This window comes from Pseudoxanthomonas broegbernensis, assembly GCF_014202435.1.
GTDB classification, from domain to species: domain Bacteria; phylum Pseudomonadota; class Gammaproteobacteria; order Xanthomonadales; family Xanthomonadaceae; genus Pseudoxanthomonas; species Pseudoxanthomonas broegbernensis.
This window is the reverse complement of sequence record NZ_JACHGU010000003.1, coordinates 173739-198886: the sequence shown is the minus strand read 5'-3', so window position 1 is coordinate 198886 and position 25148 is coordinate 173739. Positions and strand designations below refer to the sequence as shown.

Genomic DNA, 25148 nt, shown 5'->3' with positions numbered 1-25148 from the left:
CGCCCCCGTTCGCGGCACCGCACCGATTCGGGGAAAGCCGGGCCGGCGGCCCGCGAGCATGGCCCCGGTGCCGCTATACTGCCCGGTCCGGCACCGTTTCGGTGGCGCCGACGTCATTGTGACTCAATCACTTGGCGTACTTTCTGGATACACGACTTCAACCCGGTGACGCCCTGCGCCGCGCCACCTCCCGGGGAACCGATCGCCGCATGCGCCTGTCCACGATCAAGCTGTCCGGATTCAAGTCCTTCGTCGACCCGACCACCCTGCACCTGCCGACCAACCTGACCGGCGTGGTCGGGCCCAACGGCTGCGGCAAGTCCAACATCATCGACGCGGTGCGCTGGGTGATGGGCGAAAGCTCGGCCAGCCGTCTGCGCGGCGACTCGCTGACCGACGTGATCTTCTCCGGCTCGGCCGCGCGCAAGCCGGTGTCGCAGGCCACGGTCGAGCTGATCTTCGACAACACCGACCACGCCATCGCCGGCGAGTACGCCGCGTTCAACGAGATCTCGGTCAAGCGCACGGTCAGCCGCGACGGCCAGAGCCAGTACTACCTCAACGGCACCAAGTGCCGCCGCCGCGACATCACCGACCTGTTCCTGGGCACGGGCCTGGGGCCGCGCAGCTACTCGATCATCGAGCAGGGCATGATCAGCCAGATCATCGAGGCCCGGCCCGAGGACCTGCGCGTCTACCTGGAGGAGGCCGCCGGCATCTCCAAGTACAAGGAGCGGCGCAAGGAGACCGAGACCCGCATCCGCCACACCCGCGAGAACCTGGACCGGCTCAACGACCTGCGCGAGGAAGTCGACAAGCAGCTCGATCACCTGCGCCGCCAGGCCCGCCAGGCCGAGCAGTACCAGGCGCTGGCCGCAGAGCGCAAGGTCAAGGACGCCGAGTGGAAGGCGCTGCAGTTCCGCACCCTGGACGTACAGTTGCAGGGCCTGCGCGAACGCCTGGCGCAGGAAGAGACCCGGCTGGAGCAGATCGTCGCCGGCCAGCGCGAGGCCGAGCGCGAGATCGAGACCGGCCGGGTGCGCCGCGAGGCCGCCGCCGAGGCGCTGGGCAAGGCCCAGGCCGAGGTCTACCAGGTCGGCGGCGTGTTGGCCCGGATCGAACAGCAGATCCAGCACCAGCGCGAGATGGCCAGCCGCCTGAACCAGGCCCGCGACGAGGCCGCCACCGCGCTGGACGAGCTGGACCGGCACATCGGCGATGACCGGCAGAAGCTGGAAGCGCTGCAGGCAACGGTGGAGGAGGCCGCGCCGCGCCTGGAGCAGTTGCGCGAGGACGACCTGTTCCGCCAGGACGCCCTGCGCGAGGCCGAGGCCGCGCTGTCGGACTGGCAGCAGCGCTGGGAGACGCACGGCCGCCAGGCCGCCGAGGCCACTCGCGCCGGCGAGGTCGAGCGCACCCGCGTGGACTACCTGGACCGGCAGTCGCTGGAGGCCGAGCGCCGCCGCGAGGCGCTCTCCGGCGAGCGTGCCGGGCTGGACCTGGACACGCTGGCGCAGGCCTTCGAGCAGGCGCAGGTCCAGCACGAGACCCAGAAGGCCGCGCTGGACGGCCTCAACGAACAACTGGAAGCCCGCAAGCAGGGCGTGGCCGGCCTGCAGGAACAACAGCGCACGGCGCAGGGCGAACTGGCCGAGGTGCGCAAGCAGGCCCAGGCCGCACGCGGCCGCCTGTCTTCGCTGGAGACCCTGCAGCAGGCCGCGCTGGGCCAGGAGCAGGGCGCGGCGGTGGCCTGGCTGAAGGCGCGCGGGCTGGATTCGGCCGCGCGCGTGGGCGAGCGGCTGAGCGTCGAGGACGGCTGGGAGAATGCGGTCGAAAGCGCGCTGGGCCAGTTGATCGAAGGCGTGCTGGTCGATGCCCCGGAGCAACTGGTGGAAGCGCTGGCCGACCTCGGCGACGGCCGCATCGCGCTGGTCGCCGACGACAACGGCGACGCCGTGTTCGCGCCGACCTCGCTGGCGGCCAAGGTGCGCGGCCCGCTGGCGGTGCGCCGCCTGCTGTCCCGCCTGCACGCGGCCGAGGACCTGGCGCAGGCGCGTGGCCTGCTGCCGCAACTGGGCGAAGGCGACTCGATCATCACCCGCGCCGGCGAGCGCCTGGGCGAGGGCTGGGTGCGGGTGTCGCGCTCCGGCGCGGCCAGGCAGGGCGCGCTGCTGCGCGAGCGCCAGATCCAGTCGCTGCGCACCGGCATCGAGGAGCTGCAGCAGCGCGAGGCCGAGCTGGAAGAACGCCTGGCCCGCCTGCGCGACCAGTCGCTGGCCGCCGAGCAGCAACGCGAGGACGCCCAGCGCCAGTTGTACATGGCCCATCGCAGCGTCTCCGAGCTGGCCGGCCAGTTGCAGAGCCAGCAAGGCCGGATGGACAGTGCGCGCCAGCGCATCGAGCGCATCGAGACCGAACTGGCGCAACTGGCCCAGACCCTGGACGACAGCCGCGAGCAGGCCCGGCAGGCGCGTGCGCGGCTGGAGGACGCGGTGGTCGCCATGGGCGACCTGGAGACCGCGCGCCAGGCGCTGGAGGCCGAGCGCCGCCAGCGCATCGACGCCCGCGACCTGGCCCGCGACGCGGCCCGCGCCAGCCGCGACGCCAGCCACGCGCTGGCCCTGGGCCTGGAATCGCAGCGCACCCAGATCGCCGCGCTCACCCAGGCCCTGCAGCGCATGGATGCCCAGCGCAGCCAGTTGGACTCGCGCCTGGGCGACCTGGCCGCGCAACTGAGCACCGGCGACTCGCCGGTGCAGGCGCTGGAGGCCGAGCACCAGGCCGCGCTGGCCGAGCGCGTGCGCGCCGACCGCGCCCTGGGCGAGGCGCGCGCGGTGCTGGAAGGCGTCGACCACGAGCTGCGCGGCTTCGAGCAGTCGCGCCAGCAGCGCGACGAACAGTCGCTGGCCCAGCGCGAGCGCATCGCCCAGCGGCGCATGGAACAGCAGGCGCTGGCGCTGAAGGCCGAGCAGTTGGTGCAGGCCATCGTCGCCGACGGGCTGGCGATGGAGGACGTGGTCAACACCTTGCCGGAGGTGGCCGACGCGCGCGAATGGGAGCAGGCGGTCGGCCAGATCGACGCGCGCATGCGCCGGCTGGAGCCGGTCAACCTGGCCGCGATCCAGGAATGCGGCGAGGCGGAGCAGCGCAAGGAATACCTGGACGCGCAGAACACCGACCTGACCACCGCGCTGGACACCCTGGAGGAGGCGATCCGCAAGATCGACCGCGAGACCCGCGGCCGCTTCAAGGATACCTTCGACCGGGTCAACTCCGGCATCCAGCAACTGTACCCGCGCCTGTTCGGCGGCGGCCACGCCTACCTGGAGCTGACCGGCGAGGACTTGCTGGACACGGGCGTGGCGATCATGGCCCGCCCGCCGGGCAAGCGCGTGTCCAACATCTCGCTGCTGTCCGGCGGCGAGAAGGCCATGACCGCGGTGGCCCTGGTGTTCGCCATCTTCCAGCTCAATCCCGCGCCGTTCTGCCTGCTGGACGAGGTGGACGCGCCGCTGGACGAGGCCAACGTCGGCCGCCTGGCCAGCCTGGTCAAGGAGATGAGCGAGAAGGTGCAGTTCCTGTTCGTCAGCCACAACAAGGCGACGATGGAGGCCGCGCACCAGCTCTCCGGCGTGACCATGCGCGAGCCGGGCGTGTCGCGCCTGGTCAGCGTGGACCTGGAGGAGGCCGCGCGCCTGGCCGGCGCGGCATAGCAGCGCGCGCGCCGATTCCGGCGGCCGTGTCGTGGATCTTCACGACATCCGTGCAGCCGAGTCCAGGCCGGCGACCGGCCCGGGGAGCGGAGAAGGCCCGGCGCTCCCCCGGCCGTTCCCTGTTCTCCATTCCCGGCTCTATGTCATCCTTGGGCCTTGATCCGACTCCGCGGAGACGCGCTTCATGTCCGACATCGCCTGGCTGCGCATCGGTATCCTGGCTGCCGGCCTGCTGCTGATCGCGGCGATCTTCTGGTTCGGCCGGCCGCGCAAGGAGCAGCAGGGGCGCCGCCGGGAATCGCCGGCGATGACGTCCGAGTACGGCCCCGCGCGCCACGAGCCTTCCCTGGGCGGCGCCGATGCGGCGCCTGCGGGCGCCGACAGCCGCACCGACGGCGACAGCCAGCCCGACCTGGGCCTGGCGCCGGACCCGGCTTCGTCCGGCAACACCCTGGGCCGGCGCGAGAGCCAGGACTTCGACAAGATCGTCTCGCTGTACGTGGCCGCGCGCGCCGGCAACACCCTGCGCGGCGAGGACATCGTGGTGGCCGCGGAGAAGACCGGCATGGTGTTCGGCCACATGAACGTGTTCCACCGGCTGCTGGAGGCCCACCCCGAGCGCGGCCCGGTGTTCAGCATGGCCAGCATCATCAAGCCCGGCAGCTTCGACATGGCCACCATCCGCGACCTGGAGACGCCGGCCATCGCCTTCTTCCTCACCCTGCCCGCGCCGGCCCCGGCGCTGGACGCCTGGGAGAAGATGCTGCCCACGGTGCAGCGCATGGCCGAACTGCTCGACGGCGTGGTCCTGGACGACAGCCGCAACGCTTTGGGCCGCCAGCGCATCGCCCACATCCGCGACGAACTGCGCGCCTACGACCGCCAGCACGACGCGCCGCCGCTGACCAAGGCGCCGCGCTGGTGAGGCGCGGGCCGGACGGGAAGGCGAACGGCCCGGACAGCCGGATGGGAGGGCACAGGGAGGGGAACAATCGTGGATGAGCGGTGCCTGCGTCTGCTGGAGGCGGCCCGCCGGGCGGACGTGGCCGCCGTGGACGCCTGCCTGGTGGCCGGTGCCGATCCGGCCGCCGTGGACAGCAATGGCTTCAACCCGCTGCACCATGCGGCGATGGGCGCCAACGGCGCGGAACCTTCCACGGTGGTGGCGGTCATGCGCCGCTTGCTCGATGCCGGCTCGCCGGCCGAGGCGCGCAGTGCCGACAGCCGTACGCCGTTGTACCTGGCCGCGGAGTTCTCGTCGTCGCCCGAGCCGGTGCTTTGCCTGCTCGACGCCGGCGCCGATCCGCGGGTTCGCGACAGGCACGGCAACAGCATCGTCGTCAACGCGATGGATCCGGACGTGCGGGCGCTGTTATCGGCGGCGACCGGCATCGTGGTGGAACCGCCGCCAGCCGCCCCGCCCTCGAGCCGACGGGGCGCGTGGAAGTGGAAGGCGACCAAGGCCAGGATCGAGGCGGTGTTCGAGGCGCTGCGCGGGGCCGGGATGGTGGCGCTGCACGAGGCCGGCAACACCCAGGAGGACGGTTTCGCCGACTGCGCCCAGGCCGGCGCGGCGAGTGGCGGCCTGGCCCCGGGCATCGACGGTTTCTGCTGGTACACCCGGCAGGACCGCGCTCGCGCTCGCCGCAATGGCGTTTTGCCGCTGGCGTTCTGGGGTGCGCCCGAGGGCGGCGAACCCGATATGCGACGGGTCGGGCGAAGGATCGTGGACGCCTTCCGTGCCGCCGGCTTCACCGTGGACTGGGACGGCTCGTCCGCAACCCGGCCGCTACTGCACCTGTAGCCGGCGTGCCGGCGGCCGCCATGGCCGACGGATCGCAGGCAGGCGGTTTCCCCGTGCAGTCGCCGGCAAGTCGGCGCCTGCACGCCACGGCGGGTAAAATCGCGGCCCCGACCCACGCCGCCGCCCGATGACCTCCAGCCCGGCTCCCGCCGACCGCGCCGCTGCCCTGCGCGCCCGCATCGAAGACGCCAACCGCCGCTACCACCAGCTCGACGCGCCGGACATCGCCGACGCCGAGTACGACGCGCTGGTGCGCGAACTGGAGGCGCTGGAGGCGGCGCATCCGGAGTTGGCCTCGGCCGACTCGCCGACCCAGCGGGTCGGCGCCGCGCCGGCGGGGCGCTTCCCCCCGGTCGTGCATGCGGTGCCGATGCTGTCGCTGGGCAATGCCTTCGGCGACGAGGAAGTGGTCGACTTCGCCCGCCGCATCCGCGAGCGCCTGGACCGCGACGAACTGGTCTTCTCGGCCGAGCCCAAGCTCGACGGCCTGGCCATCAGCCTGCGCTACGAGGACGGCGCGTTCGTGCAGGGCGCCACCCGCGGCGACGGCGCCACCGGCGAGGACGTGACCGCCAACCTGCGCACGATTTCCGGCATCCCGCAGGCGCTGCGGGACGGCGGCTGGCCGAAGGTGCTGGAGGTGCGCGGCGAGGTCTACATGGCTCGCGCCGACTTCGAGCGCTGGAACGAGAACGCGCGCCTGCACGGTGGCAAGGTGCTGGCCAACCCGCGCAACGGCGCGGCCGGCTCGCTGCGCCAGATCGATCCGAAGCTGACCGCGCAGCGGCCGCTGAGCTTCTTCGCCTACGGCGTGGGCCAGGCGGAGGCCGGCGCGCTGCCGGCCACCCATTCGGCCACGCTGGCCCGGCTGCGCGAGTGGGGCTTCCCGGTCAGCGAGTTGGCCACGGTGGTCCGGGGCGTGGACGGGTTGCTGGACTACTACCGCCGGATCGGCGAGGCCCGCGACGGCCTGCCGTTCGACATCGACGGGGTGGTCTATAAGCTGGACGACTACGCCGGCCAGCGCGAAATGGGCTTCGTCTCGCGCGCGCCGCGCTGGGCGCTGGCGCACAAGTTCCCGGCCCAGGAACAGACCACGGTGGTCGAATCGATCGAGGTCAACGTCGGCCGCACCGGCGCGGTCACGCCGTGGGCGCTGATGCAGCCGGTGCAGGTGGGCGGGGTGACCGTCACCCGCGCCACCCTGCACAACGCCGACCACGTCGCCCGCCTGGACGTGCGCAACGGCGACACGGTGATCGTGCGCCGCGCCGGCGACGTGATCCCGGAAGTGGTGCAGGTGGTGGCCGACCGGCGCCCGCCGGACGCGCGGCCATGGTCGATGCCCGCGGCCTGCCCGGTGTGCGGCTCGGAACTGGTGCGCGAGGAGGGCGCGGCGGCGTGGCGCTGCTCGGGCGAGCTGTCCTGCCCGGCCCAGCTCAAGGAGACCCTGTTCCACTTCGCCTCGCGCCGCGCGATGGACATCGAGGGCATGGGCGAGAAGTTCGTCGACCTGATGGTGGAGACCGGCGTGGTCGCTTCGCCGGCCGACATCTATGCGCTGTCGCGGGACGACCTGCTGCTGGTCCGGCTGGTGCTGGACGCCGCGCCGGAGGATGTGGAGGCGCAGGTGCGCACCCATCTGGCCGCCGGGCAGGAGGCGGCCGCGGCGGTGGCCGCCGCGTTCGCGCCGCAGGCGCTGCAGGCGCCGGACTGGGACAGGCACGTGATCCGCGCGCTGCGCCAGGGCCGGGCCGCGTTCGCCTGGAACGAAAAGAAGATCGCGACCCGGGCGGCGGACAACCTGATCGAGGCCATCGACCGCAGCCGCGACACCACCCTGGCCCGCTTCCTGTACGCGCTGGGCATCCAGCACGTGGGCGAGAGCACCGCCAAGACGCTGGCGCTATGGTTCGGCGACCTGGAACTCATCCGCCGCCTGCCGTGGCCGCTGTTCAAGCGCGTGCCCGACATCGGCGGCGAGGTGGCGCGCGCGCTGGGCCATTTCCTCGACCAGCCGGGCAACCAGCAGGCGATCGACCGGCTGCTGGAGCGCGGCGTGCGCATCGGCGGCGCGCATGCGCCCGATCCGCGCCTGGGCGAGGCGCTGGACCTGGCCACGCTGCTGGTGGACCTGGAAATCCCGAAGGTGACCCCGGTGCGCGCGGCGCAGGTGGGGGCCGCCTTCGCCGACGCGCAGGCGCTGCTCGACGCGCCGGTGCACAACCTGGTCACCGCCGGCCTCCCGAGCGAGACCGCCGCCGCACTGGTCGCCTGGCTGGAGGATGCCGCCCATGCCGGCCTGCTGCTGAGCGGTGCGCAGGCGCAAGCACGCCTGCGCGGCCTGCTGCCGCAACGCGCCGCGCGTGCGGCCGGGCCGTTGGACGGGAAGACGGTGGTGCTGACCGGCACGCTGTCGGCGATGGGACGCGAGGAAGCCAAGGAGAGGCTGGAAGCGCTGGGGGCGAAGGCCGCCGGCAGCGTGTCGAAGAAGACCAGCCTGGTGGTGGCGGGCGAGGCCGCCGGCTCCAAGCTGGCCAAGGCCGAGGAGCTGGGCGTCGAGGTCTGGGACGAGGCGCGGCTGCTGGCGTTCCTCCACGAGCACGAGTGAGGCGATGGAGCGCGTACGACAGTCCTGCGGCGATGCGTTGGCGTACGCGCGCGGCCGCCGTGGCCTCCCGCCGCGAGCGGCCCGCATCGGTGGCATGGCCGGCCCGGGGGCGGTCGCTGGTTCCATGCGCCTGACCCGTGGACCGGCGACAGTGCCGGGCGGCGGATGGCGGCAGCCCCGGCGTTGCCCGCGCCGCCGCGCCGCGGACCTGCGCGGGAGCGATTCGTGAACCGGAACCAAGGCGACTGGCAACCCAGTGCCGGCATCCAGGCGCTGCGCCTGCGCGCGCGGGCGTATGCGCTGTTCCGTGCGTTCTTCGCCGAGCGCGGCGTGCTGGAGGTGGAGACGCCGGTGCTGTCGGCGGCCGGCAACACCGAGCCGAACATCGACAGCTTCACCGCCCGCTTCGACGGCCACCGCGACGCCGGCGCGGCGGAGCGCTGGCTGCGCACCTCGCCCGAGTACCCGCTCAAGCGCCTGCTGGCGGCCGGCATCGGCGACTGCTACGAACTGGGCCGGGTGTTCCGCAACGGCGAGGCCGGCGGCCGCCACAACCCCGAGTTCACGATGCTGGAGTGGTACCGGGTCGGCTGGGACCACCGGCGCCTGGCCGAGGAGACGGTCGAACTGGTCCAGCGATCGCTGGCGCTGGTCGGTCGCCGCGCCGAGGTGGTGTCGCTGGGCTATCGCGACCTGTTCGTGCAGGCCGCCGGCGTGGACCCGTTCGCCGACGACGAGGCGCGGCTGCGCGCGCCGCTGGCCGGCATCGGCATCGATGGCCAGGGCCTGGGCCGCGACGACTGGCTGGACCTGCTCATGACCCATCGCATCCAGCCGCATTTTCCCGCCGACCGCATCACCGTGGTCCATGACTGGCCGGCCACCCAATGCGCGCTGGCGCGGATCAGGGCGGGCGACCCGCCGGTGGCCGAGCGCTTCGAGCTGTACCTGGGCCGTTTCGAGCTGGCCAACGGCTACCACGAACTGACCGACGCCGCCGAGCAGGGCGCGCGTTTCCAGCGCGACCGGCAGGTTCGCGCCGCGCGCGGCGGCGTGCCGCCGCCGGTGGACGCGCGCCTGCTGGCTGCGCTGCAGGCCGGCATGCCCGATTGCGCCGGCGTGGCCCTGGGGGTGGAACGACTGCTAATGGCGCTGTGCGGCACCGACCGGATCGGCGACGTGCTCGCCTTCGATTTCGCCCGCGCCTGAACGCGAGTTCACGCCGTTCACCGCACACTGTCCGGCGCCGGGCCAGAATCGGCCCGACGTGGACCGTAGCGGGGGTAGGGTGCATGCAGCCGGTGCGTGTGGCGGGCAGGATGGGAGCGGCGGTGATGGGACTGGCCTGTGCGAGCCTGTGGCTGGTGGCCGAGGCCACCGTCCCAGCGGCGGCGGCGACCGCCGGCGAAGTGGTGCGCTGCGAGTCGGAAGACCTTCGGCGCACCTATTGCGCGATGGAAGCCGGCGGCGGCGTCGACCTGGTGAGGCAGTTGTCCGAGACCCCGTGCATCCGCGAATCGGACTGGGGCGTGGATGGGCAGGGCGTATGGGTGACCCGCGGCTGCCGCGCCGAGTTCCGCGCGCGCGGCGCGTCGTCGTCGGCCAGCCGCCACGTGATCCGTTGCGAGTCGCCCAGCGGCCGCAGCCGCAGTTGCGCGGTGGCGCTGCGTGGCGCGCCGGTGCGGCTGCTGCGGCAACTGTCCTCGCCGCCCTGCCGGTTCGGCGAGAGCTGGGGCGTGGGCCGCAACGAGATCTGGGTCGCGCGCGGCTGCAAAGGCGAGTTCGAGGTCGGCGACCGGGATGCCGGCTTCCCGCCGGGCCCGCGGCTGCTCACCTGCGAATCGAAGGGCTTGATCAAGCGCACCTGCGGCACCACCATCGACCAGGAGGTGTTCCTGGTGCGGCAGTTGTCCGATACGGCCTGCGAGGAAGGGCGCAACTGGGGATGGGACGAACACGGCGTCTGGGTCGACGACGGCTGCCGCGCCGAGTTCGCCGTGCAGTAGCCGGGCGGCGTTCGCACGCCGGGTAGAATGCGCATCATGGACATCGCCTTCGACTTCGATCGCTACGACCACATCCGCCCGATCCTCTGGACCGGCGACACCCTGGAGCTGCTCGACCAGCGCAAGCTGCCGTTCGCGGTCGAGCACGTGGCCTGCGGCGACAGCGACGCGGTCGCGCAGGCCATCGCCGACCTGACCGTGCGCGGCGCGCCCGCCATCGGCATCGCCGCCGCCTGGGGCACGGTCCTGGCCGGGCGCGCGGCCGAGGCGCAGGATGGCGACCAGGCGTTGCAGAAGCTGGAACCGGCGCTGCAGCGGCTCGGCGCCGCGCGCCCGACGGCGGTCAACCTGGCCTGGGCGCTGGCGCGGATGCGCCGCGCGCTGGCCGGCGCCGGCGCCGATTGGCGCCAGGTTCTGGAGCGCGAAGCGCAGGCCATCGCCGACGAGGACCTGGCCGCCAACCGGCACATGGGCGCGCTGGGCGCCGCGCTCGTGGCCCCGGGCAGCGGCGTGCTGACCCATTGCAACACCGGCTCGCTGGCCACCGCGGGCTTCGGCACCGCGCTGGGCGTGATCCGCGCGGGCATGGCCCAGGGCCGCATCGCCCGGGTGTTCGCCGGCGAGACGCGGCCGTGGCTGCAGGGCGCGCGCCTGACCGTGTGGGAGCTGCAGCAGGACGGCATCGACGCCACCCTGATCGCCGACTCGGCCGCCGCACACCTGATGAAGACCGGCGCAGTGCAGTGGGTGGTGGTCGGCGCCGACCGGATCTGCGCCAACGGCGACACCGCCAACAAGATCGGCACCTACCAACTGGCCATCGCCGCGCGCCACCACGCGGTGAGGTTCATGGTGGTGGCGCCGTCCTCGACCGTGGACATGGGCACGGCGGACGGCGCGGCCATCGAGATCGAGCAGCGCGACCCGGGCGAGCTGCACGGCGTGGGCGGGGTGCGCACCGTGGCCGAGGGCATCGCCGCCTGGAACCCGGTGTTCGACGTCACCCCGGGCACGCTGATCGACGCGATCGTGACCGAGAAGGGCGTGGTCGAGCGCCCCGACGCGGCGAAGATGCGGGCGCTGTTCGGCGGCTGACGCCGGGGATGCCACGCTGCGGCGTTCCGGCACGATGCCTGCCGCCGCTCATGTCCCCCGATCCTGGCTTGCAGCCAGGATCTCCTCCTTTACTTCCCGTCGGCAGGCATCGCACCGGAATGCTTCGGCCCGGCCGGCCGCTCCTGCATGGGCAAGCCACACGAGGGCGGCTTCAGCCCTTGCGCGCCAGCCGCCAGATCGCCACCGCGCTGAACAGCACCGTGAACCCGACCATCCCGCCCGCCGCCGTCAGCACCGGCTCGAACTGCAGCTTGTCCACGCCGCCGGCGTGCATGGCCAGCTGGCCGACGTGGAACTGCGGCCACAAAGGCACCTGCCAGTACATCGACGGCGGCAAAGGGAAGAACATTCCCGACAGGTAGCAGCCGGGCAGGTAGGCGAGGTTGGCATAGCCGGGCGCGGCGCCGCCGCGGAACAGGGTGCCGATCATCAGCCCCATCGCGCAGAACGGGATGGCGCCGGCCAGCAGCGCCGCGCTCATCGCGGCGATGCGCCACGGTTCCAGCGGCAGCCGGTCCGCGGCCAGCGCGGCTCCCAGAACGGGAGCGTAGGCGATCGCGCCGAAGGCCAGCCCGCAGGCGATCTTGGCCACCAGCCAGGATCCGGCCGGCGCGGGCTGGGCACGCTTCAGGCGCAGCAGTCCCATCTCCCGCTCCATGGCCAGCGAGGTGCCGATGCCGAACAGCGCCGGCATGCTGACCGCCATCACCGAGAACGCCGAGAACAGGAACACCGCGGTGGCAGGCTCCCTGGCCGTGGCCTCGCCGGTGACCACCAGCGCGATCAGCGCGTACAGCGCCACCGGCATGACCAGGGTCGGGAAGGCCAGGCCCGGGTTGCGCAGCAGCCGCAAGGCCTCGCAGCGGATCTCCTCCAGGTAGGCGACGGCGACCCGTCGCGGCGAAGGCGCCGCCGTGGCGGCGGGGTGGTCCAGGGTATGGGCGTTCATGCGGCCTCCCGGGTGAGTGCGTCGAATGCTTCGTTGAGTCCGGCCTGGCGTACTTCCAGTCCGGCAAGGGTGGGGTCTTCGGCCAGCAGGCGACGCACCACCGCCTCGGCATCGCTGGCGGTCAGGTGCAGGCGGTCGGATTCGGAGCGGGCATCGAGCACGCCCGGCCAGCCGCCGACCTGCGCGGCCGTGAGCCGGGACTCGCAGCTGATCCGGCGCCGGGCCACTAGTGCGCGCATCTCGTCCACGCTGCCGGAGGCGACCAGCCGGCCCCTGGCAATCACCGCGACCCGGTCGGCCAGGGCCTCGGCCTCTTCCAGGTAATGGGTGGTCAGCACCACCGAGCACCCGGCCGCGAGCAGCCCGCGGATGCTGGCCCACAGCGCCTGGCGCGCCTGTATGTCCAGCCCGACCGTCGGTTCGTCCAGGAACAGCACCCGCGGCTGGCCGCAGATGGCCACGGCGAACTGGACCAGGCGTTTCTGCCCGCCGGAGAGCTTGCCGTAGGGCCGGGCGGCGAAGTCGGCGATGCCGGCCCGGCGCAGGGTCTCCTCGACCGGCAAGGGATCGGCGTAGTAGCTGGAGGCCAGCCGCACCAGGTCGCGCGGGCTCAGTTCCCGCGGCAGTTCCACGTCCTGCAGCATCGCGCCCAGGCCCTGCCGGCGCACGCTTTCCCGCGGCGGGCCGCCCAGCAGGACCGCGTCGCCGGCGTCGGCTTCGATCAGGCCCAGCCACAAGGCGATGGCGGTGGACTTGCCGGCGCCGTTGGGCCCGAGCATGGCCAGCAGTTCGCCGGCGCGCAGCTGCAGGTCGATCCGGTCCAGCGCGGTGACCCCGGCGAAGGTCCGGGTGACGCCGCGCAGCTCGGCCACGGGCGGGCCGTCGACCCGGCCGCCGCGCGTCGGCCACGGGGCGGGCGAAGGCGTGGAGGGCGGCAAGGGTGCGCCGCCGCCACGCGGATACCGGCGGCCATTGAGCAGCTGGCCGATGACCGTCGGCCGCACCAACCAGTGATAGCTGGCGAACAGCACGGCCAGGCTCACCGCCAGGATCAGCGGGAACTTGATGCCCCAGGAGAGCGGCCAGTGGCCCACCCAGACCTGCAGGGCGGCCACCAGCGGCAGGTGCGCCAGGTACACCCAGTACGAGGCATCGGCGAGGTAGCGGCGGACCGGGCTGTAGCCGGACAGGAAGCGCAAGGCGGCGCCGGTGATGCCCAGCGACAAGCCCCACGCCGCCACGCCGTGCATGAAGGCGAAGCCGGACTTGGTCAGGGTGGCGCCGTCGACCAGGGCAAACGGGTTGGCCGGGAATTCCGGCGGCGCCATCGGCGAGACGCGCAGGCCCAGCAGCATCCAGCCGGCGGCCAGCCCGCCCAGCGAAAGGTTCGGCAGCCAGGTCCGGGCGATCAGGGCCAGCGCGTCGCGGGACCGGTGCACCAGCCAGCCGAAGCCGAAGGCCACGCCATAACCCACCAGCGGTGCCGGCTGCGGGACCAGCGTCTGGTCAGGGGCGGGAATGCCCGACCAGTAGAACCATCCCGGCAGCGCCATCAGCGCCAGCGCCACCGGGATGGCGAGCACGAAGGCCGCCAGCGGGAACCTGAGCGCGCCGACGACCAGCGCATCGATCGCGCTGCGCAGCTTCTGCCCACGGTCGATACCTGCGACCGCGGCGCGGACCAGCAGGGCGACCGCGTACAGCTGCAGCAGCTGGTACAGGAACCACAGGTGCGCCAGCGGGAAGGCGCCGGCCACCCTGGGCAGTTCCGGCATCGGCGGCAGTTGGCCGCCGAAGGCCTTGGCCAGGCCGGCCATCCAGGCCGCGGAGATCAGCGGGTACAGCACCGGCCAGGCCACCAGCATCGGCACGGCGATGCGCATCAGACGGTTGCGGCAGAAGCCCGCGGTGCCCAGCCTTTGCAGCAGCAGGCGGGCGAAGAACCCAGCGATGAAGAAGAACAGGGTCATCCGAAAGCTGTGGGCGACGAACGCCGCGTCGCCCAGGAACGCGCTGGGCGAGTTGTCGACCATGGCCCACAGGCCCGGCGGCCATCCGGGCATGAAGGAGAGCGCGGCATGGAAGCCCACGCCGAGCAGGAGGGCGAAGCCGCGTACGGCGTCCAGCGCGTGCAGGCGCCGGGAATCGGGGGTGTCCATGGAGGCGATCCTTCAGATGAAGTCGCGGCGCCGCGCCGCGGTGAGTTGCGGCAGGACGAGGGCGATGGCGAGGACGGCGAGTTCGACCAGCAGGACGCCGAGGACGGTCCCGTTCCAGACCGGGACCGGGCCATCCAGGTGGTCCTTGATCCCGGGCAGGGCGCCGACGAGGAACAAGAACAGGCTGACCGCCATGTTGGTGACGATGATCAGCGCCGTGACCAGCGCCTCGGAGCGCGCATGCAGCGCGCCGCACAGCACCACCGCGAAGTTGGCCAGCAGGAAGCCGCAAAGCGCGACCACGTAGGGCAGCAGGCCGTCGTTGATGCCGGGCGAGAGCAGCACCAGCGCCACCGCCGAGGCGGTGGCCGCCAGCCAGGGGACCATGTAGCTGAGCAGCAGGCCGATGGTCTTGGCCAGCACGTACTGGCCGATGGAGATGGGCAGGCTGAGCACGAACTGCAGCGACTGCTCCTTGCGCTCGTTCATGACCCCGTAGATGGCCAGCATCACCCCGCATGCGATCAGCGCGGTCATCCAGGCCAGGGCACCGACGTTGAAGGCGGTCCTGCCGAAGGCGCAGAGGAAGGCGGAGGCAGCCGCGCCCGTGGCGGTGACCGTGATCATCCAGCGGTTGACGTACAGCTCCTTGAGCACGAGCTTGCGGACGACGATGTTCATTGGCCGCGCGCCTCCCGGTGGTGCATCACGTTGGCGACGAAGATCTCTTCCAGGCTCATGCGTTGCACGTTGGCCACGGCGGCGCCCAGCCGCGCCAGCTGCAGCTCGCTGAAGCGGTTGGTGGTGAGGGTGTGGAACCGGCCATCCCCGGCACGCTCGACGACGTCGGGGATGTCGGGCAGGGCCGCGCCGGCCGGCAGCTGGACCTCGATCCGGCGCCAGCGCTCCAGGAACTGCTCCTTGTCGCCGCTGTCCACGATCCGGCCGCGGTCGAGGAACACGATCCGGTCGCAGATCCGTTCCACGTCCACGGTGTTGTGCGAGGAGAACAGGATCGAGCGCTCCTCGTCGCGGACCACGTCCATGAACTCGGTGAGCAGTTCGTGGCGGGCCACCGGGTCAAGGCCGTTGCTGGGCTCGTCCAGGATCAGCAGGCGCGGGCGGCGGGCCAGCGCCAGCAGCAGGGCGGCCTTGACCTGCTCGCCGTGCGAGAGGCTGCGCGCCATCTGTTCCGGACGCAGGTTGAAGCGGCGGACGAGCAGGGCGGCGTAGTCCGCGTCCCATTCCGGATGGATCGAGGCCACCAGCCGCATGTGCCAGTCCAGGGTGGCATTGGGCATCAGCCGCATGTCCGCCGAGACGTAGCCGACGTCGCGCTTGGCCGTGGCCTGCGCCTCGGGCATGGGCTGGCCGAGCACGCGGATCTGCCCGGCATCCGGGGCCAACATGCCCATGGCCATGCGCAGGGTGGTGCTCTTGCCGGCGCCGTTGGGGCCGACGAAGCCCATGACCTGGCCCGGCTCGAGCCCGAACGAGAGGTCCTGAAGGGCGAAGAAGCGGAACGTCTTGCTGACACCGTGCATCTCGATGTGCCGGGTGGCGGTCATTTGGGTTCGGGCTTCCTCTGCGCGCGGCGCAGGCGCGCCGCCAGGTTTTCGGGGGACATGCCCAGTTGCCGGGCGATCCCCGCCGCGGCCTCCAGGTGTTCGTCCAGCTTCTGGTGCTGCAGTTCGCCGGCGAGGTGGCCGTCGTCGGCGACGAAGGAGCCCTTGCCGTGGCGGGTGACGATCAGGCCTTCCGATTCCAAGTCCAGGTAGGCGCGCTTGACCGTGATCACGCTGACGCTGAGCCCGGCCGCCAGCGCCCGGATCGACGGCAGCTCCCTGCCGGGCGGCCAGTCGCCCGCGGCGATGCGGGCCCGGATCTGTTCCATGATCTGGGCGTACATCGGACGGGCGTCCGTTTGCGAGATGTGGATTCCACTGTACATACTGTACATATAGTGTATGCACAGTTGGGCGGGCATGGGAAGCCCCCGGTGCAATCGTGTCGCCCACGGCGGGGAAATCCGGTTCTGCTCCCAAGGGCGGGGAGCCTCCGGATACAGGGCCGCGGCGCTTTGGCCCGCGGCCTGCTGCCGCTCATGTCCTCCGGTCCCGGCAAGCCGGGACCTCCCCCTTTACTTCCCGGCAGCAGGCCGCGGACCAAAGCGCTCCAGCCTGGCTGGCGGCCCAGGGAAAGCCGGAACCCGTCGGCCTTTCGTCTGGCGGCCGATGACCGTGAAGCGGTGCGGTGCGATGCCTGCTGACGGGAAGCAAAGGAGGAGACTGCGGCCGCAGGCCGCAGCCGGGGGACATGAGCGGCTGCAGGCATCGTGCCGCATCGCCGCGCCCCCACCTTCCGTCTTCTTGCTTTCGGCGTGTACCCCAGTCGGCAGAAGCGCCAAGCATCCGGCCCGGCCCGTTCCCGGCAACCTCTGCGGGCATACAAGTGCTTGTTTCTACGTGGAATGCGGGGCTTCGGGGTGCTGGGTTGTGCTACAATCCTGCGGTTCCGCAAATGCCTGCCGCCGCTCCATGGCGCGGGCGCCGATCCGCCCCAACGAAGCGTCCTGAATGACCGATCTCGCCAAAGAAATCATCCCGGTCAACCTCGAAGACGAAATGCGCCGCAGCTACCTCGACTACGCCATGAGCGTGATCGTGGGCCGCGCATTGCCCGACGTGCGCGATGGCCTCAAGCCGGTCCACCGCCGGGTCCTGTTCGCCATGCACGAGCTGGGCGCGCACAGCAACAAGCCGTACTACAAGTCCGCGCGCATCGTCGGCGACGTCATCGGCAAGTACCACCCGCACGGCGACCAGTCGGTGTACGACACCCTGGTGCGCATGGCCCAGCCGTTCTCGCTGCGCTACCTGCTGGTGGACGGGCAGGGCAACTTCGGCTCGGTCGACGGCGACTCGGCCGCGGCGATGCGCTACACCGAGGCGCGCATGTCGCGCCTGACCCACGAGCTGATGGCCGACATCGACAAGGAAACCGTCGATTTCCAGCCCAACTACGACGAGAAGGAACATGAGCCGACGGTCATGCCGACCCGGTTCCCGACCCTGCTGGTCAACGGCTCGGCCGGTATCGCGGTGGGCATGGCCACCAACATCCCGCCGCACAACCTCACCGAGGTGGTGAACGGCCTGCTGGCCCTGATCGACGATCCGGACATGGATATCGACGGCCTGATGCAGTACATCCCCGGCCCGGACTTCCCCACCGCCGGCATCATCAACGGCATCGGCGGCATCCAGCTCGCCTACCGTACCGGCCGCGGCCGCGTGCGCATGCGCGCCAAGGCCGAGGTCGAGGTGGCCGACAACGGCCGCGAGTCGATCATCGTCACCGAGATCCCCTACCAGGTGAACAAGGCGCGGCTGATCGAGAAGATCGCCGAGCTGGTCAAGGAAAAGAAGATCGAGGGCATCTCCGAGCTGCGCGACGAGTCCGACAAGGACGGCATGCGCATCTACATCGAGATCAAGCGCGGCGACTCGGCCGAGGTGGTGCTCAACAACCTCTACCAGCAGACCCAACTGGAGTCGGTGTTCGGCATCAACATGGTGGCCCTGGTCGACGGCCGCCCGCAGTTGGTCAACCTGCGCCAGATCCTGGACGCGTTCCTGCGCCACCGCCGCGAGGTGGTGACCCGCCGGACCATCTTCGAACTGCGCAAGGCGCGCGCGCGCGCCCACGTGCTGGAAGGCCTGACCGTCGCCCTGGCCAACATCGACGAGATGATCGAGCTGATCAAGACCTCGGAAAGCCCGCAGGTGGCCAAGGAGCGCATGCTCGGCCGCACCTGGGAGCCGGGCCTGGTCGGCGCGCTGCTGGCCGCGGCCGGCGCCGAGGCCTCCAAGCCAGACGACCTGCCGGCCGGCGTCGGCCTGGTCGAGGGGATGTACCAGCTCACCGAGGTCCAGGCCCAGCAGATCCTGGAAATGCGCCTGCATCGCCTCACCGGGCTGGAGCAGGACAAGCTCACCGACGAATACCGCCAGTTGCTGGAGACCATCCGCGGCCTGATCGAGATCCTGGAGGACCCCGACGTGCTGCTGGCGGTGATCCGCACCGAGCTGAACAACCTCAAGGAAGAATTCGGCGACGCTCGCCGCAGCGAGATCCGCGCCAGCGAGGAGGACCTGGACATCCTCGACCTGATCGAGCCGGAGGACGTGGTGGTCACCCTGTCCCGCGCCGGCTACGCCAAGCGCCAGCCGGTATCGGCCTACCGCGCGCAGAAGCGCGGCGGCCGCGGGCGCAGCGCGGCGGCGACCAAGGAAGAGGATTCCATCGAGCAGCTCTGGCTGGTCAACACCCACGACACCCTGCTCACCTTCACCAGCAGCGGCAAGGTCTTCTGGCTGCCGGTGCACCAGTTGCCCGAGGCGGGCTCCAACGCGCGCGGCCGGCCGATCGTCAACTGGATCCGGCTGGAGGAGGGCGAGCGGGTGCAGGCGGTGCTGCCGGTGCGCGAATACGCCGAAGGCTGGCACGTGTTCTTCGCCACCCGCCACGGCACGGTGAAGAAGACCCCGCTGGCCGAGTTCGCCTACCGCCTGGCGCGCGGCAAGATCGCCATCCACCTGGACGAGGGCGACGCCCTGGTCGGCGTGGCCCTGACCGACGGCGGCCGCGACATCATGCTGTTCGCCTCCAACGGCAAGGCGGTGCGCTTCGACGAGGGCGAGGTGCGGGCGATGGGCCGCACCGCCACCGGCGTGCGTGGCATCCGCCTGGCGCCGGGCGAGAGCGTGGTCAGCCTGGTGGTGCCGGAGGGCGAGGGCGACATCCTCACCGCCAGCCAGCGCGGCTACGGCAAGCGCACCCCGCTGGCCGACTATCCGAAGAAGGGCCGCGGCACCCAGGGCGTGATCGCGATCCAGACCAGCGAGCGCAACGGCCAACTGGTCGGCGCGATCCAGTTGTCCGAGCAGCACGAGGTGCTTCTGATCTCCGACGCCGGCACCATGGTCCGCACCCGCGCCTGCGAGATCTCGCAGGTCGGCCGCAACACCCAGGGCGTGACCCTGATCCGCCTGGCCGAGGGCGAATCGCTGCAGGCGGTCGAGCGCGTGGACGCGTCGCTGGAGGACGAGGACGCCGCCCCGGCCGACGAGTACGCCGAACGCACGTCCGAGGCGCCGCCGCCGCCGGCCGGCTGATCGCCGGTCTCCGGCTTATCGATCGGGAACCACGACGCCGGCCACGCGCCGGCGTCGTGCCATCCGGATCACATCGTGTAGCACTGCCGCCAGCGCACCGCCTCGCCACTGTCCGGGCGGGGGTTGAGCTGCACGCGCACGGTGCGCAGCGGCGTCGGATAGCGTTCGAGCTCGCCGCAGACCAGTGGCCAGATGAGCTTGCTGCTGCCGCTGCCGCTGCGGTCGATCACCAGCGTGGTGCGGGTTAGCCAATAGGCGCGGGAAATGCCCGCGCGGGTGGACAGCGTGCGCGCGATCTCGGCCTGGTGGCGGGCCATGGTGGTGGCGTCCGGGGTCTCGTCGACGGCATGGCCGGCCACGTCCGCGGGACCGGCGTCGGCGGCGGGTGTCGGCGGCGCGGGTGCGGCGGCCGCTTCGGACATCAGGGGCGGCGGTGCGCGTTCGCCGAGCATCAGGCGCGGCAACAGCAGCGCGACCAGCAGGCCCAGGGTCAGTGCGGCGAGCACGGCGATGATGCTGTGCCGGCGTGCCTGCGCATCGGCGTCGGCGACGATCCGGCGGGTGGTCGCCGACGCCAGGAACGGCTTGAGCAACAGCCACAGGCGGCGCCCGTCGATGACTTCGATGCCCAGCCGTTCGGCGGCGGCCAGCGCCTCGCGGTCGGCGCGCCCCTGAGTGAGCAGGATGCCGGCGCCGGCGCCGGCCAGATCCATCTCGGCGGCCAGCTCGTCGATGTTCGCGGCCTGGATGCGATAGGCCATCCCGTGCTTGCACGACAGCAGCCAGCGCCCGCTGCCGTCGCTCATCAGCATCTGGCTGCCGCCGTCGCCGCGCTTTTCGTCGGGCGCGTTGCCGCCGGTGTCGCGCAGCCCGCGCTGCTGCATGGCCTGCGCCACGAGGGTGGAGAATTCGCGCCAACGCAGTGCGGCGAGCGCCCGCAGGCCGGCCGCGTTTTCGACGTCCACGCGTCGCACGAGCCACAGGTAAAGCAACGCAAGGGTGGCTGCCAGTACGGTCAGTGCCGATCCCACTATCCAGCCTGAAAACATGCGTGTCCCTTGCAGACCATCCCCAAAACGAGAGGGATGTTACAGGTTTGGCGCAGCGCAGCGGAGGCGCGATCGCGGACACGAGAAGGCCCGCCTGCCCAGGAGCCGAGAGGGGAGGGGAGCAAACGGCAACGTATGGACAGGCGGGCCGGTTCCGATTCTGCCGCAACTTAATTGTGCTTTGCAACAAATTTGTTTCCGGAGCGGATTCAGCCAGCCGGAGGCGGGGGTCCGGCGCTGGATTCGGCAGCGTTGCGCTGCCGCAGTTCCATTGCCAGGGCGTCGATGCGGGCGCCCAGCAGGTCCAGGTCCTGGCGCGTGGGCACGTCCATCAGGCGCAGGCTCTGGCGGATGCGGCGCTCGAATACGCGGCTGACGCTGTCCCACGTCTCGTCCGCGCGCACGCGGGTGCGTTCCATCGCCGCGTCCAGGGCCTGGCGCAGGCCTTCCAGCCGGGCGGCGGCGCCCTTGGCATCGGCGGGCGACTGGGCGACGCCGCGGCCTTCCTCGGCCAGTTGTTCGAACAGGCGGCTGCCCTCGGCCTGGGCCCGGGCGAGTGCGCCGATCCCGGCCAGCCAGATCTGCCGCGCCGAGTCGCCGAGTTCGCCGACGATGCCGGCGGGGGTGTCGGCCAAGGTTTCGGTATCGTGCGGTTGATGCATGTCCGTTCCTCGCGGTGGTGGAGCCACCGCAGTATGGGAACGGCGCTGGAAAGACGGCGTGAGGCCGCCCGGCCCGCTCAGCCCAGCTTTTCGCGCAGGACGCGGCGGATCTCGTCTTCCACCAGGTCCTTCATCGCCGAGAACAGCAGGCCCAGCTCGGCCACCACCTGCACCTGGCCGGGCTGCATCCGGATGCGGCCCTGGATGCCGGTGCCCGACAGGCGGATCGCATCGTCGCCGTCGGCGGTGGACGCGACGCCGTAGCGCTCCTGCAGCTTGGCGGCGATGTCCGCCACCAGCCGGCGCACGTCCTCGGGCCTGCGCGCATGGGGATGGAGGATTTCGATGCGGGACAAGCGATGCTCCGAGCGGCGGGCGGGGGCGTGGTCCGGGTTGCCACCGGTGCCGGAACCCGGCCGCAGGCGCGGCTGGCGCCCCCGGCGACGGCGCTGATAGGCTGCCAAGCATGCCGGAACTACGCCTTCATTTCAGCCATCGCCAGCAGCCGGACCATCCGCTGCTGCCGGGCGTGCACCGCCTGGTCCGCCAGGCGTCCGGCATGGTCGCCATCGGCGACGCGGTGCCCGGGGCGCTGCTGGCCCAGTTCTGCGTGGACCGGCGCGGGCTGTGGCTGCAGGTCGCCAACGGCGCCCGCGGCATCCACGTCAACGGGCGCCCGGTGCGGCGCATGGCCCTGTTGCGCGCCGGCGACGCGGTGTACGCCGACGGCATGGAGCTGATGGTGCAGGCGCCGTTGCCGGCGTTCGAGATGCCGCCAGCGCCGCCGGAGGGCCATGCCCACGACATGCGGGGGGTACTGCGCGGCATCGGCGGCCAGCACCATGGCCGCAGTTTCACCCTGGGGCCGCCGCGCCTGGTCGGGTCGGCGCGCGAGGCCGACATCCGCATCGATGACGCCTCCTTCGCGGCGCGCCATGCCCGCTTCGAGCGCCATGGCGAGCGGGTGCTGCTGCGCGGCCTCGGTCCGGCCCAGGGCAGCGTGGTCAACGGTGTGGCGGTGAGCGAGGCGATCCTCTCGGCGGGGGACCAGGTGGTGTTCGGCGGCCAGCATCGTTTCGTGGTCGAATTCCCGACGGCGCCGGATTCGCCGCGCTTCCCGCCGCCGGCCGACGACCTGCCGCCGGCCGCGCCGGCGCCGGAAGCCGTGCCCGATGCCGGCGACGCGCGCCTGCCCTGGCTGTTGCTGGCCGCGCTGCTGCTGGCGGTCGGGTTCAGCGCGCTGCTCTGGTTCGGCGCGCGCTGAGCGGGCTCCGCTGCTTGCCGCTGGCCGGTATTGGCCAGTAACGGAGGCCGGCCCGCCCGGCATGCGCGGCGGGCCTGGCGGAGCAACGGCCGCGCGAACGATCCGCATCGCCGGCCGGCGTCATTTCCCGCGCCGGCTCCGGCCGTCACACGGCACGGATCGGGGTGTCGGTTGCGCCAGCAACCGCTGCACTGCGGCATACTACGAGCCCTTTTGCGATGGGTGGTTCATGGCGCGCGTCTACAACTTCAGTGCCGGCCCCGCGACGTTGCCGGAAACCGTCCTGCGCCAGGCGCAGGCCGAGATGCTGGACTGGAACGGAGTGGGCGCCTCGATCGTCGAACTGAGCCACCGCGGGGCCGAGTTCATGGGCGTGGCCGCGCAGGCCGAGGCCGACCTGCGCCGGCTGCTGTCGGTCCCGGACGACTACGCGGTGCTGTTCATGGCCGGCGGCGCCACCACCCAGCAGGCGCTGCTGGCGCTGAACTTCGCCGCCCCCGGCCAGACCGCCGACTACGTGGTCAGCGGCCACTGGGGCAAGACCGCCATCCGCCAGGTCAAGCCCTACGTGGACGTGCACGTGGCCGCCGACGGCGAGCCGGGCGGCTTCCGCCACATCCCGCCGCGCGAGGCTTGGTCGTTGAGCGAGGGCGCGGCCTACGTCCACATCACCGCCAACGAGACCATCCATGGCGTGGAGTACCGCGGCACGCCGCAGGTGGATACCGCGCCGCTGTTCGCCGACTTCAGCTCCTCCATCGCCTCCGAGCCGGTGGACGTGTCCAGGTACGGGCTGATCTACGCCGGGGCGCAGAAGAACCTCGGCCCGGTCGGCATCTCGGTGGTCATCGTGCGCCGCGAACTGCTGCAGCGCGCCGGCCAGCCGCGCGCGGACATCTTCACCTACGCCTCGCATGCGGCGCGCGACTCGATGCTCAACACGCCGCCGACCTGGAACTGGTACCTGCTCGGGCTGACCGTGAAGTGGATGCTGGACGAGGGCGGGGTGGAGGAATTCGCCCGCCGCAACGCGGCCAAGTCGGCGCTGGTCTATGGCGCCATCGATGCCTCCGGCGGCTTCTACCGCAACGAGGTCGCCCCGGCCGCGCGTTCGCGCATGAACATCCCCTTCTTCCTGCCCGACGACACCCTGACCGCGCGCTTCGTCGGCGAATCCAAGGCCGCCGGCCTGCTGGCGCTGAAGGGCCACAAGTCCGTCGGCGGGCTGCGCGCATCGCTGTACAACGCGCTGCCGCTGGAGGGCGCGCAGGCGCTGGTCGACTTCATGCGCGACTTCCAGCAGCGCAACGGCTGAAGCCGGCGCCTCGTGCCGGCGCGCGCGCATAATGCGCGGCCGCCGGCGAGCCACAGCACACGGACAACCGCACAGATGGCATCGAAGAAACCCGCCAAGCCCGCCCCCCGCAAACCGGCCGCCCGCACGGGCAAGGCGGCGCGGACGACGGCTCCCCCCGCGCCGGCGCTGGCCGACGTGCGCGCGCAGATCGACGGCATCGACCGCCACATCCAGGAGCTGATCGCGCAGCGCGCGCGCTTCGCCCTGCAGGTGGGCAAGGCCAAGGGCAAGCTGGCCGCGGCGGTGGACTACTACCGGCCCGAGCGCGAGGCGCAGGTGCTGCGCATGGTGGTGGACCGCAACGAGGGCCCGCTCAGCGACGAGGTGCTGGTCCACGTGTTCCGCGAGATCATGTCGGCCTGCCTGGCTCAGCAGGAGCCGCTGAAGATCGGCTATCTCGGGCCGGAGGGCACCTTCAGCCAGCAGGCCGTGCTCAAGCATTTCGGCCGCTCGGCGCACGGGCTGCCGCTGGCCAGCATCGAGGAAGTGTTCCAGGAAGTGGAGGCCGGCAACGCCGACTTCGGCGTGGTGCCGGTGGAGAACTCCGGCCAGGGCACCATCCAGGTCACGCTGGACATGTTCCTGACCTCGCAACTGAAGATCTGCGGCGAGGTGGAGCTGAAGGTGCACCAGTACCTGCTCTCGCGCAGCGGCCGGATCGAGGACATCGAGCGCATCTACGCCCATCCCCAGGCGTTCGCGCAGACCTCCGGCTGGCTGCGCGCCAACCTGCCCAAGGCGGAGAAGGTGCCGGTGTCCAGCAACGCCGAGGGCGCGCGCCGGGCGCGCGGCTCGGACGACGCGGCGGCGGTGGCCGGCGAGAGCGCGGCGCACGTGTACGGCCTCAAGAAGGTCATCATGCAGCCGATCCAGGACGACCGCGACAACACCACGCGCTTCCTGGTGATCGGCCGGCGCATCTTCCCGCCGTCGGGTCACGACCGCACCTCGATTCTGGTCTTCATCCACGACAAGCCGGGCGCGCTGTTCGACGTGCTCAGCCCGTTCGCGCGGCACGGCATCAGCATGAACCGGATCGAATCGCGGCCCTCGCACCAGGCCAAGTGGGGCTATGCGTTCTTCATCGACCTGGCCGGGCACGTGGAGGACGAGGCGATGAAGCAGGCGCTGGCCGAGCTGCAGGAGCACGTGGCGCAGGTGAAGGTGCTGGGGTCGTACCCGGTGGCGGTGCCCTAAAGGCAGAAGCAGGGACGGCGTTGGGGTGCAACGGATGGAGAGCGCCATGCCCCTCGCGGGACGCGCCGTGAATCCATCCATGGA

Annotated in this window: 19 protein-coding genes and 1 pseudogene; 11 read left to right on the top strand and 9 right to left on the bottom strand. The window is 71.6% G+C overall.

Annotated elements, in window-relative coordinates; translation table 11 throughout:
- Positions 1–209 precede the first annotated feature (209 nt).
- From smc to mtnA, 7 genes are all read left to right on the top strand, one after another.
- Positions 210–3713 (top strand): chromosome segregation protein SMC, encoded by a 3504-nt coding sequence (smc, locus tag HNR76_RS07865; RefSeq protein ID WP_162309563.1) that lies wholly within the window; start codon positions 210–212, stop codon positions 3711–3713.
- Positions 3714–3897: 184 nt separating this feature from the next.
- The gene (zipA, locus tag HNR76_RS07860; RefSeq protein ID WP_162309562.1) at positions 3898–4638 is read left to right on the top strand and encodes a cell division protein ZipA; all 741 of its coding nucleotides are present in this window, start codon (positions 3898–3900) and stop codon (positions 4636–4638) included.
- 69 nt (positions 4639–4707) lie between these two features.
- Positions 4708–5517, top strand: coding sequence for an ankyrin repeat domain-containing protein (locus HNR76_RS07855; protein WP_211373148.1), 810 nt, complete (start codon positions 4708–4710; stop codon positions 5515–5517).
- A 127-nt stretch (positions 5518–5644) separates the two neighbouring features.
- Positions 5645–8128 (top strand): NAD-dependent DNA ligase LigA, encoded by a 2484-nt coding sequence (gene ligA, locus HNR76_RS07850; protein ID WP_162309561.1) that lies wholly within the window; start codon positions 5645–5647, stop codon positions 8126–8128.
- Between the two features lie 225 nt (positions 8129–8353).
- The gene (gene epmA, locus HNR76_RS07845) at positions 8354–9337 is read left to right on the top strand and encodes an EF-P lysine aminoacylase EpmA (RefSeq protein WP_249065562.1); all 984 of its coding nucleotides are present in this window, start codon (positions 8354–8356) and stop codon (positions 9335–9337) included.
- A 110-nt stretch (positions 9338–9447) separates the two neighbouring features.
- The gene (locus HNR76_RS07840) at positions 9448–10134 is read left to right on the top strand and encodes a DUF3011 domain-containing protein (protein WP_162309761.1); all 687 of its coding nucleotides are present in this window, start codon (positions 9448–9450) and stop codon (positions 10132–10134) included.
- A 36-nt stretch (positions 10135–10170) separates the two neighbouring features.
- Positions 10171–11229: an S-methyl-5-thioribose-1-phosphate isomerase gene (mtnA, locus tag HNR76_RS07835; protein ID WP_162309559.1), complete on the top strand. Its 1059-nt coding sequence runs from the start codon at positions 10171–10173 to the stop codon at positions 11227–11229.
- A 172-nt stretch (positions 11230–11401) separates the two neighbouring features.
- Here mtnA and HNR76_RS07830 read toward each other — a convergent pair whose 3' ends face one another.
- From HNR76_RS07830 to HNR76_RS07810, 6 genes and pseudogenes are all read right to left on the bottom strand, one after another.
- Positions 11402–12199 (bottom strand): ABC transporter permease, encoded by a 798-nt coding sequence (locus HNR76_RS07830; RefSeq protein WP_162309558.1) that lies wholly within the window; start codon positions 12197–12199, stop codon positions 11402–11404.
- Entirely contained in the window at positions 12196–13071 is an 876-nt protein-coding gene (locus HNR76_RS15740; protein WP_249065573.1) for an ABC transporter ATP-binding protein, read from the bottom strand. Before HNR76_RS15740 ends, HNR76_RS07830 begins: the two co-directional genes overlap by 4 nt.
- Positions 13072–13230: 159 nt before the next feature.
- Positions 13231–14358, bottom strand: a pseudogene (locus HNR76_RS15735) (acyltransferase family protein); the annotation flags it as partial.
- A 12-nt stretch (positions 14359–14370) separates the two neighbouring features.
- Positions 14371–15039, bottom strand: coding sequence for an ABC-2 transporter permease (locus tag HNR76_RS07820; RefSeq protein ID WP_162309556.1), 669 nt, complete (start codon positions 15037–15039; stop codon positions 14371–14373).
- Positions 15036–15926 (bottom strand): ABC transporter ATP-binding protein, encoded by an 891-nt coding sequence (locus HNR76_RS07815; RefSeq protein ID WP_162309555.1) that lies wholly within the window; start codon positions 15924–15926, stop codon positions 15036–15038. The genes HNR76_RS07820 and HNR76_RS07815 overlap by 4 nt, the downstream gene beginning before the upstream one ends.
- Positions 15923–16267, bottom strand: a complete 345-nt coding sequence (locus HNR76_RS07810) for a GntR family transcriptional regulator (RefSeq protein ID WP_170298585.1) — start codon at positions 16265–16267, stop codon at positions 15923–15925. Before HNR76_RS07810 ends, HNR76_RS07815 begins: the two co-directional genes overlap by 4 nt.
- A 667-nt stretch (positions 16268–16934) precedes the next feature.
- Between HNR76_RS07810 and gyrA the strand changes: the two genes are divergently transcribed.
- Positions 16935–19535 (top strand): DNA gyrase subunit A, encoded by a 2601-nt coding sequence (gyrA, locus tag HNR76_RS07805; RefSeq protein WP_162309553.1) that lies wholly within the window; start codon positions 16935–16937, stop codon positions 19533–19535.
- Between the two features lie 68 nt (positions 19536–19603).
- Here the strand turns inward: gyrA and HNR76_RS07800 are convergent, their stop codons facing one another.
- From HNR76_RS07800 to HNR76_RS07790, 3 genes are all read right to left on the bottom strand, one after another.
- Positions 19604–20500: a restriction endonuclease gene (locus HNR76_RS07800; protein WP_249065558.1), complete on the bottom strand. Its 897-nt coding sequence runs from the start codon at positions 20498–20500 to the stop codon at positions 19604–19606.
- A gap of 293 nt (positions 20501–20793) precedes the next feature.
- Positions 20794–21246, bottom strand: a complete 453-nt coding sequence (locus HNR76_RS07795) for a phasin family protein (protein WP_162309551.1) — start codon at positions 21244–21246, stop codon at positions 20794–20796.
- 77 nt (positions 21247–21323) lie between these two features.
- Positions 21324–21602 carry a polyhydroxyalkanoic acid system family protein gene (locus tag HNR76_RS07790; protein ID WP_162309550.1) on the bottom strand — a complete coding sequence of 93 codons (279 nt, stop codon included), beginning with the start codon at positions 21600–21602 and terminating at the stop codon, positions 21324–21326.
- Between the two features lie 110 nt (positions 21603–21712).
- Between HNR76_RS07790 and HNR76_RS07785 the strand changes: the two genes are divergently transcribed.
- The 3 genes from HNR76_RS07785 to pheA all read left to right on the top strand — a co-directional run bounded on the left by HNR76_RS07785 (position 21713) and on the right by pheA (position 25064).
- A complete protein-coding gene (locus tag HNR76_RS07785) occupies positions 21713–22510 on the top strand; it encodes an FHA domain-containing protein (protein ID WP_162309549.1) in 798 nt (265 codons plus the stop codon).
- 229 nt (positions 22511–22739) lie between these two features.
- The gene (gene serC / locus HNR76_RS07780) at positions 22740–23825 is read left to right on the top strand and encodes a phosphoserine transaminase (RefSeq protein WP_162309548.1); all 1086 of its coding nucleotides are present in this window, start codon (positions 22740–22742) and stop codon (positions 23823–23825) included.
- A gap of 75 nt (positions 23826–23900) precedes the next feature.
- Positions 23901–25064, top strand: a complete 1164-nt coding sequence (gene pheA, locus HNR76_RS07775; RefSeq protein WP_162309547.1) for a prephenate dehydratase — start codon at positions 23901–23903, stop codon at positions 25062–25064.
- Positions 25065–25148: the final 84 nt, after the last annotated feature.